Origin of the sequence: Parafrankia discariae (assembly GCF_000373365.1) — a bacterium.
In the GTDB taxonomy this organism is placed as follows: domain Bacteria; phylum Actinomycetota; class Actinomycetes; order Frankiales; family Frankiaceae; genus Parafrankia; species Parafrankia discariae.
In genome coordinates this window covers 1-11,746 of record NZ_KB891292.1, presented here as the reverse complement: position 1 = coordinate 11,746, position 11,746 = coordinate 1, and the positions used below count along the sequence as shown (strand labels likewise).

At 75.9% G+C, this 11,746-nt stretch carries 2 protein-coding genes and 2 pseudogenes; all 4 read left to right on the top strand.

Going from position 1 to position 11,746, the window contains the following annotated elements; genetic code table 11:
• Positions 1–2,604, top strand: a pseudogene (locus B056_RS46405) (acyltransferase domain-containing protein); the annotation flags it as partial.
• Positions 2,605–2,775: 171 nt separating this feature from the next.
• Positions 2,776–8,922: pseudogene (locus B056_RS46400) on the top strand (SDR family NAD(P)-dependent oxidoreductase); the annotation flags it as partial.
• Positions 8,923–9,117: 195 nt separating this feature from the next.
• Complete coding sequence (locus B056_RS46395) at positions 9,118–10,962, top strand: SDR family NAD(P)-dependent oxidoreductase (RefSeq protein WP_456095371.1); 1,845 nt, start codon at positions 9,118–9,120, stop codon at positions 10,960–10,962.
• A gap of 2 nt (positions 10,963–10,964) precedes the next feature.
• Positions 10,965–11,746: beta-ketoacyl synthase N-terminal-like domain-containing protein (locus tag B056_RS0134400; protein WP_407672456.1), on the top strand; the 782-nt coding region annotated here is incomplete at its 3' end.

The window sequence follows — 11,746 nt, the reverse complement described above, 5'->3', positions numbered from 1 at the left end:
GGCACGACACTCGGCGACCCGATCGAGGCGCAGGCGCTGCTGGCGACCTACGGTCAGGACCGGCCCGCCGACCGGCCGCTGTGGCTGGGGTCGGTGAAGTCGAACATCGGGCACACCCAGGCGGCTGCCGGCGCCGCCGGGCTGATGAAGATGATCCTGGCGATGCGCCACGGCGTGCTGCCCGCGACGCTGCACGTGGACGCTCCGAGCGCCCAGGTCGACTGGTCGCAGGGGTCGGTGGAGCTGCTGACCGAGGCCCGGCCGTGGGCGGCGAACGGCCGGCCGCGCCGCGCCGGGATCTCCTCGTTCGGGATCAGCGGCACCAACGCGCACGTCGTCATCGAGGAACCACCCGCCGCGCCGGCCCCCGCCACCACGCCGGCCACCGTCGTGCTGCCCCGCGTCCCGCTGGTGCTCGCCGCGCACGACCGGGCCGCCCTTGCCGGGCAGGCCGACCGGCTGCGCCACCTGTTCGCCGCCCAGCCGGCCGTGCCGGCGCTGGACGTCGCCCGTTCGCTCGCCGGCCGGACCGCGCTGCCGCACCGGGCCGTGCTGCTCGGCGGCACCGCGGCGGAGATCGCCGCGGACCTGGCGGCGCTCGCCGCCGGCCCGGACCTGCCCGGCGGCCCGGACCTGCCCGGCGGCGCCACCGTCGTCCGGGGCGTGGCCCGCGACGGCCGGCTGGCGCTGCTGTTCACCGGCCAGGGCTCCCAGCGGGTGGGCATGGGCCGGCGGCTCGCCGCGGTCTTCCCGGTGTTCGCCGCCGCCCTCGACGAGGTCTGCGACCTGCTCGACACCCACCTCGACCGCCCGATCCGGACGGTCATCGACGCCGAGGAGGCCGAGAGCGCCGAGGCCGGGCTGCTCGACCGGACCGGCTACGCGCAGCCCGCGATCTTCGCCGTCGAGGTGGCGCTGCTCGCGCTGCTCCGCCGCTGGGGGATCACCCCGGACGTCGTCCTCGGCCACTCGATCGGCGAGATCACCGCCGCCTACGCGGCTGGCGTCCTGGACCTGCCCGACGCCGCCGCGCTGGTCGCGGCCCGCGGTCGGCTCATGCAGGCCCTGCCGGCCGGCGGCGGCATGCTCGCCGTCCGGGCCGGCGAGGCGGAGGTCGGCGTCGCGCTGGCGGCGGCGGGGATCATCCTCGACGTGGCCGCGGTGAACGCGCCCGGTTCGGTGGTCCTCTCCGGCCTGGGGGAGGAGATCGACCGGGCGGCCGAGCTCGCCGCCGGCCGCGGCTGGCAGCACAGCCGGCTCACCGTCAGCCACGCGTTCCACTCCGCGCTCATGGAGCCGATGCTCGCCGAGTTCGCCACCGTCGTCGGCGGCCTGCGTCTGCGCGCGCCGAACCTCGCCGCGGTGTCGACGGTGACCGGCGCGCCGGTCGGGGACGAGTGGACCGATCCCGACTACTGGGTCACCCAGGTCCGCCGGCCCGTGCGCTTCGCCGACGCGGTCGCGGCGGCTGGGGCGGCCGGGGCGGACGTGCGGTTCCTGGAAATCGGCCCGGATGCGACGCTGACCGCGATGGTCGGCGACGGCCGGCCCGACGCCGTCGCCCTGCCCGCGCTGCGCCGGGACCGCGACGAGGCCACCACCCTGCTGACCGCCGTCGCCGGGCTGTTCGCCCACGGTGTCGACGTCTCCTGGCCGGCCGTGCTCGACGGCACCGGCGGCCACCGGGTGGAGCTGCCGACCTACGCCTTCCAGCACGAGCGGTTCTGGCCGCGGATCGTGCCGGGCCGGCCGTCGGCGGGCGACCCGACCGACCTCGGCCTGTCCGCCACCGGGCACCCGCTGCTCGTCGCGGCGGTGGACCTGCCCGACCCGGCCGGCGTGACGCTGACCGGGCGGCTGTCGACGGCGGCCCAGCCGTGGCTCGCCGACCACGCCGTCCTCGGCTCGACGGTCGTGCCCGGAACGGTGCTGGTCGACCTGGCGCTGACCGCCGGCGCCCGCGCCGGCCTGCCGCTGCTCGAGGAACTGCTGCTCCAGATCCCGCTGACCCTCCCGGCCCGCGACGGCGCGCAGGTCCGGGTCACCGTCGAACCGTCGGACGACGAGCGGCGGCCGGTCGCCATCCACTCCCGGCCGGCGTTGGCCGGCGCCGACGAGCCCTGGACCCTGCACGCCACCGGCGTCCTGGCCCCCGCAGCCACGGCCGGCGCGCCCGGCCTCGACCCGGCCCTGGTCTCCTGGCCCCCGGACGGCGCCACCGAGCTGCCGCTCGACGGCTTCTACGCCGGCCTCGCCGAGACGGGGCTGGTCTACGGGCCGGCGTTCCGCGGCCTGCGCCGGGTCTGGCGCCGCGCCGACGACGTCTTCGCCGAGGTGGCCACCGACGAGCCGGTCGACGGCTTCGCGCTGCACCCGGCTCTGTTCGACGCCACCCTGCATGCGATCGGCCTCGGCGGCCTGCTGCCCGACGACGCCGTCCGGCTGCCGTTCACCTTCACCGGGGTGCGCACGTTCGGCCCGGCCGGCCCGGTGCTGCGGGTGCGGATCGGCCCGGCCTCCGGCGACACGGTGCGGCTGACCATCGCGGACGGGGCGGGCCTGCCGGTCGCCGAGGTCGCGGGCCTCACCCTGCGCCCGGTCGCGGCCGACCGGCTGGCGCCCGGCCCGGCCGGGGAGAGCCTGCTGTTCCCGGTCGACTGGGTCGCCCAGCCGCTGGCCGCCGCGGACGTTCACGGCACCGGCGCCGGGGCGGCCGGGGAGGGATCCGACTGGGTCACGGTCGCCCTCGGCGCGCCGCTGCCCGAGCCCGCCCGCGTGCTCGTCCTCGACTGCACGACCCGCGACGGCGACCCCACCGGCGCCGGACGGGACGGGCTCGTGTCCGGCGTGCGGGCGGCGGTGCCGGCGGCCGAGCTGGTCCGCGACCGCACCGCGCTGCTGCTCGCCACGCTCCAGACCTGGCTCACCGACGCACGCTGGGCGCGGGGCCGTCTCGTGGTGCTCACCGGCGAGGCGGTCGCCGCCGGTCCCGGCGAGGCCGTGACCGGTCTCGCGGACGCGGCCCTGTGGGGACTGATCCGCTCCGCGCAGTCCGAGCACCCCGACCGCCTCCACCTGTTCGACCTCGACCGCGCCGAACTCGACCGGGTCGGCCCCGACGGGTGGGGCGTGCTGCCGGCGCTGGTCGCCGCGGAGCTGTCCCAGGCCGCGGTCCGCGCCGGGACGGTGCTGGTACCCCGCCTCGGCCGGCTCGCCGGCGCGGGCCTGCCGGTGCCGGCCGGGGACCGGTGGCGGCTGGTCGCCGGTACCGGCGGAACACTCGAAGACCTGCGGATGGCCGACCACGACGACACCGGCCCGCTGGGCGAGAACATGGTGCGGGTCGCCGTCCGGGCGGCCGGGCTGAACTTCCGCGACGTGCTGATCGCGCTGGGCGTGTACCCGAGCGAGGTCCCGCTCGACATGGGCAGCGAGGGCGCTGGCATCGTCCTCGAGGTCGGCCCGGGGGTGCGCGACCTGGCACCCCGCGACCGCGTCATGGGCCTGTTCTCCGGCGGTTTCGCCGCGCGGACCGTCACCGACCAGCGGCTGCTCGCGCGCATCCCCGGCGACTGGTCGTACGCCGAGGCCGCGTCGGTGCCGCTGGTGTTCCTGACCGCCTACTACGGGCTGGTCGACCTCGGCGGCCTGCGCGCCGGCGAGACCGTGCTGATCCACGCGGGCGCGGGCGGCGTCGGGATGGCGGCCGTCCAGCTCGCCCGGCACCTGGGGGCCCGGGTGCTGGCGACGGCGAGCCCGGCGAAGTGGCCGGTGCTGCGGGCCCTCGGCGTCGAGGAGAAGGCGTGTGCCTCCTCCCGGGACGTCGGCTTCGAGCACCGTTTCGCCGCGGCCACCGACGGGCGCGGCGTCGACGTCGTGCTCAACTCGCTGACCCAGGAGTTCATCGACGCCTCGCTGCGGCTGCTCGGGCCCGGCGGCCGGTTCGTCGAGATGGGCAAGACCGACGTGCGCGACTCCGCCGAGCTGGCACAGAGCCATCCGGGCGTCGGGTACCGGGCGTTCGACCTGTTCGAAGCCGGCCCGGACCGGATCGGCGAGATGCTCGCCGAGCTGCTGGCGCTGTTCGAGCGCGGCGCGCTGCGGGTGCTGCCGGTGCGGGCGTGGGACGTCCGCGAGGCCCGCGAGGCATTCCGGTTCGTCAGTCAGGCCCGGCACATCGGCAAGAACGTCCTGACCATCCCCCGCCCGGCCGTCACCGGTGACGGCGTGGTGGTGGTGACGGGCGCGACGGGCGGCCTCGGGTCGCTGCTGGTGCGCCACCTGGTGCACGAGCGCGGCGTGCGCGACCTGCTGCTGTTGAGCCGCCGCGGGATGTCCGCCCCGGGCGCGGCCGAGCTGTGCGCCGACCTGACCGACGCCGGCGCCCGGGTGCGCCTGGCCGCCTGCGACCTCGCCGACCGGACGGCCGTGCTGGAGCTGCTGCGCGACGAGCCGGTCTCGGCCGTCGTCCACGCGGCGGGCGTGCTCGACGACGGCCTGGTCGGGTCGCTGACCCCGGCCCGGCTCGACGCGGTGCTGCGGGCGAAGGTCGACGCGGTCGTCCACCTGCACGAGGCGACAGCCGGCCGCGATCTCGACGCCTTCGTGCTGTTCTCCTCGGTGTCCGGCCTGCTGGGCACGGCGGGGCAGGCGAACTACGCGGCGGCCAACACGTTCCTGGACGCGTTCGCGGCGTTCCGCCGGGCCCGCGGCCTGGCGGCGACGTCCGTGGCGTGGGGCATGTGGGACACCGGCACCGGCATGGCCGGCGACCTGAGCGACCTCGACCGGGCGCGGATGAACCGCGGCGGCATCGGCGCGCTCACCGCGGAGCAGGGCCTCGCCGCCTTCGACACCGCCACCGCGGCCGGCCCGGCGGTGCTCGCCTCGGCCAGCCTGAACCTCACCGCGATGCGCACCGCCGTCCAGGCCGGCATGCTGCCGCCACTGTTCCAGGGGCTGGTGCGCGTCCCCGGGCGCGGCCCGGCCGGTGCCGCGGGCGCGACCGGGCTCGACCGGCGCCTCACCGGGCTCTCCCCGGCGGAGCGGCACCGGGTCGCCCAGGCGGTCGTGCGCGCGCAGGTCGCCGCCGTGCTCGGGCACACCGACCCGGAGGCGATCGACGTCGAGCGGGCCTTCCGGGAGCTCGGCTTCGACTCGCTGACCTCCGTCGAACTGCGCAACCGCCTGGTGGCCGCCACCGGCCTGCGGCTGCCGTCCACCCTGGTGTTCGACTACCCGAACGTCACCGCCCTGGCCGCCTTCGTCACCGGCCAGTTCTCCGACGCCCCGGCGGAGCCGGCCGGCACCGGCGCCAGCGGCATCACCGCCGCGTCGGCCGCGTCGGGCGCGCCGGCGGCCGCGGGGCTCGGTGCGGACGAGCCGATCGCCATCGTCGGGATGGCCTGCCGCTACCCCGGCGGGGTAGCCTCCCCGGAGGATCTGTGGGAGCTCGTCGCCACCGGCCGTGACGGGATGGGCACCTTCCCGACCGACCGCGGCTGGGACCTCGACGCCCTGTTCGACCCCGACCCGGACAACCCCGGCACCTCCTACGCCGACGAGGGCGGCTTCCTCTACGACGCCGCCGCCTTCGACCCGGGCCTGTTCGGCATCAGCCCCCGCGAGGCGCTCGCGATGGACCCGCAGCACCGCCTGCTGCTGGAAACCTCCTGGGAGGCGTTCGAACGGGCCGGGGTCGACCCGACCGCGCTGCGCGGCAGCCGCACGGGCGTCTTCGTCGGCATGATGAACACCGACTACACGCTGGTGCTGGGCCAGTCCACGGCCGACGCCGAAGGGCTCATGGGGACGGGCGGCAGCCTCGGCTCCGGCCGGGTGTCCTACACGTTCGGCCTCGAGGGCCCGGCGGTCACCGTGGACACGGCGTGCTCGTCGTCGCTGGTCGCCCTGCACCTGGCCGTGCAGGCGCTGCGCGGCGGTGAGTGCGAGCTGGCGCTCGCCGGCGGGGTGACGGTGATGTCCACGCCGAACACGTTCATCGGCTTCTCCCGGCAGCGCGGCCTGGCGGCCGACGGCCGCTGCAAGTCGTTCGCGGACGCCGCCGACGGCACCGGCTGGGGTGAGGGCGTCGGCATGCTGCTCGTCGAGCGGCTCTCCGACGCCCAGCGGCTCGGCCATCCCGTGCTGGCCGTGGTCCGCGGCAGCGCCGTCAACCAGGACGGCGCGTCGAACGGCATCACGGCGCCCAACGGCCCCTCCCAGCAGCGGGTGATCCGTCAGGCGCTGGCCAGCGCCCGCCTGGGCACCGCCGACGTGGACGTCGTCGAGGGCCACGGCACCGGCACCACCCTCGGCGACCCCATCGAGGCACAGGCGCTGATCGCCACCTACGGCCAGGACCGGCCCGCCGACCGGCCGCTGTGGCTGGGGTCGGTGAAGTCGAACATCGGGCACACCCAGGCGGCGGCCGGCGCCGCGGGGATCATGAAGATGGTCCTGGCGATGCGGCACGACACGCTGCCCGCGACGCTGCACGTCGACGCTCCGAGCACCCAGGTCGACTGGTCGGAGGGCTCGGTCGAGCTGCTGGCCCGGGCCCGGCCGTGGGCGGCGAACGGCCGGCCGCGCCGCGCCGGGATCTCCTCGTTCGGGATCAGCGGCACCAACGCGCACGTCGTCATCGAGGAACCACCCGCCGTGCCGGTCCCGTCGCCGTCGCCGGTCCCGTCGCCGACTCCGATCGTGCTCAGCGCCGCCGACCGCGAGTCGCTCGCGGAGCAGGCCGCCCGCCTGCGCGCGGCCCTCGCCCGGCAGCCGGAACCGGCCGGCCTGGTGGCGCCGGCCGGCCTGGTGGATGTCGGCCGCGCCCTGACCGCCCGGGCCACCCTGCGGCACCGCGCCGTCCTGGTCGCCGACAACACCACGGACCTCGCCGCCGCCCTGGCCACCGTGGGCGCTGTGGACTCAGTGGCCACCGACGACTCCGCGGCCGCCGGGCCCGGCGCCGGCCTGCCGACCGTGGCCGTCGGCGAGGCCGGCCCGGCCCGGCTCGGTGTCGTCTTCACCGGCCAGGGCGCCCAGCGGCTCGGCATGGGACGGCAGCTGCACGCCGCGTTCCCGGTGTTCGCCGCCGCGTTCGACGAGGTCTGCGCGCTGCTGGACGTCCACCTGGACCAGCCGCTGCGCACCGTGATCGACACCGAGCCCGAGCTGCTGGAGCGCACCGGCTACGCCCAGCCGGCCCTGTTCGCCGTCGAGGTGGCCCTGCTGGCCCTGGTGCGCGACTGGGGGGTCACCCCCGCCGCCGTCGCCGGCCACTCCATCGGCGAGATCACCGCCGCCTACGCGGCCGGCGTCCTCGACCTCCCGGACGCCGCCGCGCTGGTCGCGGCCCGCGGTCGGCTGATGCAGGCCCTGCCCGCCGGGGGCGGAATGCTCGCGGTCGCCGCGGCGGAGGCCGAGGTGCTCGCCGCGTTGGCGACGGCGGAGCTGACCCTGGACGTCGCCGCCGTGAACGGGCCGGCGTCGACCGTGCTCTCCGGCCCGGTCGACCTGCTGGAGCAGGCCGCGGCTCTCGCCGGGGAGCGGGGGTGGCGGACCAGCCGGCTGGCGGTCAGCCACGCCTTCCACTCGGCGCTGATGGAACCCATGCTCGCCGAGTTCACCGCGGTCGTGAACGGCCTGCGGCTGCGCGAACCGACCCTGCCCGCCGTGTCCACGGTCGGCGGCGCGCCGGTCGAGCCCGGTCAGTGGACGGACCCGGGGTACTGGGTCGAGCAGGTCCGCCGGCCGGTGCGTTTCGCCGACGCCGTGCGCGCCCTGTCGGGCCTGGGCGTGACCCAGGTGCTGGAACTCGGCCCCGACGCCATCCTGACCGCCATGGTCGCCGACACGGCGGCCGACCTGCCGGAGCTGCCCGGCCGGCCCGACCTGCTCGCCGTGCCGGCCCTGCGCCGCGACCACGACGAGGCCGCCACCCTGCTCACCGCCCTGGGACGGCTGTTCGTCGCCGGCACCGCCGTCGACTGGCGGGCAGTCTTCGCCGGCACCGACGCCCGGTGGGTCGACCTGCCCACCTACGCCTTCCGGCGCGACGACTTCTGGCCCCGTCCCCGGCCGGTCAGCCGCGGGGACGCCACCGGCCTCGGCCTGGACTCCACCGGCCACCCGCTGCTCGGCGCCGTCGTCGAGGTGCCCGGCTCCACCGCGGTCGTCCACACCGGCTCCCTCGCCCTCGACACCCACCCCTGGCTCGCCGACCATGAGGTCCTCGGCCAGGTCGTGCTGCCGGGAACGGCGTTCGCCGAGATGGCCCTGGCCGTCGGCGGCCGCCTCGGCCGCCCGGTGCTCGACGAACTCCTCCTCCAGACCCCGCTCGCCGTGCCGGCCCGCGGCCACCTTCAGATCCGGGTCACCGTCGACCTGCCCGACACCGCGGACCGGCCCGACACCGCGGACGGCAGCGGCACCGAACGCTGGTCGGTGACGGTGCACTCACGTCCCGGCGAGGACGGCGACTGGACCCTGCACGCCACCGGCCTGCTCGCGGACCCTGGCGCCGCACTGACGGTCAGCCCCATGGTCACCTGGCCGCCGACCGGCGCCGACGAGCTCGACGTCACCGGTTTCTATCCGGAGACGGCCGCCGCCGGGCTCGCCTACGGCCCGGCGTTCCAGGGGCTGCACCGAGCCTGGCGGACCGCCGACGCGGTCTTCGCCGAGGTGGCGACCGAGGAGACCAGCGACGGTTTCGTGATCGACCCGGCGCTGTTCGACGCCGCGCTGCACGCGATCGCCCTCGGTGGTCTGCTGCCGGCGGCCGGCGGGGTGCAGCTGCCGTTCGCCTTCTCCGACCTACGGGTGCTCGGCCCGGTGCGCGGCCCGCTGCGGGTGCGGCTCACCGCCGCGCCGGGCGCCGGCAGCGTCCGGATCGCCCTGGCCGACGAGACCGGCCTGCCCGTCGCCGAGGCGACGCTCGCCCTGCGCCAGGCCACCGTCGGTTCCCCTTCGGACGGCCTGCTCTACGCCGTGGACTGGGTGCCCGCACCGGAACCCGCTCGAACGGCCGCCGGCGCCGAGGTCGCCGGTGGTGAGGCTGAGGGCTGGGTGACGGTGCGGCTGGGCGAGCCGTTGCCGCCGGCCGGCCGGGTCCTGATGATCGACTGCACAGGCACAGGCACAGGCACAGGCACGGGCGCAGGCACGGGCGCAGGCATCGGGTCTGGTCTGGACGTGGGTGCGGTGCGGGGTCGGGTGACCGACCTGCTGGGACTGCTCCAGGAGTGGTTGGCGGCTCCGGAGTGGTTGTCGGGTCGGCTGGTGGTGCTGACGTCGGGTGCGGTGGCGGCGGGGTCGGGCGATGCGGTGGCGGGTGTGGCGGACGCGGCGTTGTGGGGTCTGGTGCGGGTGGCCCAGTCCGAGCATCCCGACCGCATCCAGCTCGTCGACGTCGACAGCGAGGTCGATTTCGCCGGGGCCGCGGCCGACCGGGATCTGCTCGCGGCGGTGGTCGCGTCGGGGGCGGCGCAGTCGGTCGTCCGGCGGGGGCAGGTTCTCGAACCGCGCCTGAGCCGGCTGCCGGCGGTGGTCGCGGTTCCCGACCAGCCGGCACACGGCCCGCAGGACGAGCCGGCCGGTGGGCCGGACGTGCCGAGGCCGGGTGCGCCACTGGTGGCCCGGTTCGGCGCGGGCACAGTGGTGATCACGGGCGGCACGGGAACCCTGGGTGTGGCGCTGGCGCGGCATCTGGTGGCTGTGCACGGGGTGTCGGATCTGGTGCTGCTGTCCCGCCGCGGCCCGGCGGCGGCGGGTGCCGCCGAGCTGGTCGCGGAGCTGGCCGAGGCCGGGGCGCGCGCCCGGGTGCTGGCCTGTGACGTGACGGATCGGGCCGCACTGGCAGCGGCGTTGAGCGAGGCGGACGTGTCCGGCGTGGTGCATGCGGCCGGGGTGCTCGATGACGGTGTGCTGACCTCGTTGACCGCCGAGCGGGTGGATGCGGTGTTGCGGGTGAAGGTCGACGCGGCGGTGAATCTGTGGTCGGTGACGGCGGATCGTGATCTGTCGGCGTTTGTGGTGTTCTCGTCGGCGGCGGGTCTGTTCGGGAATGCGGGTCAGGCCGGGTATGCGGCGGGGAACAGTTTCCTGGACGGGTTCGCCGGCTGGTTGCGGGCGCGGGANGTGCCGGCGGTGTCGTTGGCGTGGGGGTTGTGGGACACCGACGGTGGTATGGGTGGTGGTCTGGCGGGGGCGGAGCGGGAGCGGTTGCGGCGGGGCGGGATCGTGCCGCTGAGCGTGGAGCAGGGGTTGGCGGCGTTCGACGCGGCGCTGAGTGCCGACCGGGCGCTGCTCGCCCCCCTGGGCCTGGACCTGCCCGCCCTGCGCGCGGCCGGTGGCGCCGGGATGCTCCCGGCCCTGCTCGACCGGCTCGCCCGTCCCACCCAGCCGGCCCGCTCGACCGGCAGCGGTGGCCCCGGCCTCGCCCAGCGACTCACCGGCCTTTCCGTCGCGGATCAGGACCGGCTCGTGCTGGAAACGGTCCGTGCGCAGATCGCCGCCGTGCTCGGCTACCCCTCGGCAGCCGCGGTGGCCGCCGGTCGGGCCTTCACCGAACTCGGCTTCGACTCGCTCAGCGCCGTCGAGCTGCGCAACCGGCTGACGGCGGCCACCGGACTGTCGCTGCCGTCGACGCTGGTCTTCGACTACCCCACGGCGGCGGCGGTCGCCGACTATCTCGGTGGGCGGCTGCGGCCGGCCGACGTCCCCGCGCTCACCCCGCTGCTCGCGGATCTCGACCGGCTGGCCGAGTCCCTCGGGACGGTCACCGACGAGGCGGACCGGGCCAGCGTGACCACCCGCCTGCAGAACCTGTTGACGACCTGGCAACGCCTCAGTCGCGGGCCGGGCGCCGAAGGCACGGCTGTCGCCCTCGCCGAAGAGCTCGAGACGGCGACCGACGACGAAATCTTCGACCTGATCGGCAAGGAGTTCGGCATCTCCTGACCTTGCCCGGGTCCCCGAGCTTGGCCGTAATGATGAGAGGCGACACCGCGATGACCGACGACGACCGGCTGCGTTATTTCCTCAAGCGAGTGACCGCCGAACTCCACGAGACCCGGGAACGGCTGCGTGGAACCGAGGAGGCCGCTACCGAGCCGGTGGCGATCGTGGGGATGGCGTGCCGTTATCCGGGTGGGGTGTCCTCGCCGGAGGAGTTGTGGGAGCTGGTTTCGTCGGGTCGGGACGGGGTGGGTTTCTTCCCGACGGATCGTGGGTGGGATGTCGAGGGTCTGTATGACCCGGATCCGGATCATCCGGGGACGTCGTATGCGCGTGAGGGTGGTTTTCTCTACGGCGCGGCGGAGTTCGATCCGGGTCTGTTCGGGATCAGTCCGCGTGAGGCGGTGGCGATGGATCCGCAGCACCGGTTGCTGCTGGAGGCGTCGTGGGAGGTGTTCGAACGGGCCGGCATCGACCCGGTGGGCCTGCGCGGTTCGCGGACCGGCGTGTTCGCCGGGGTGATGTACAACGACTACGCGATGGTGCTCGGCCAGTCCACGGCGGACGCCGAGGGCTCGATGGCCACCGGCGGCAGCGTGGCCTCCGGCCGGGTGTCGTACACGTTCGGTCTTGAGGGTCCGGCGGTGACGGTGGACACGGCGTGTTCGTCGTCGCTGGTGGCGTTGCATCTGGCGGTGCAGGCGCTGCGGTCCGGTGAGTGTGAGTTGGCGTTGGCCGGTGGTGTGACGGTGATGGCGACGCCGGGGACGTTCGTGGGTTTCTCCCG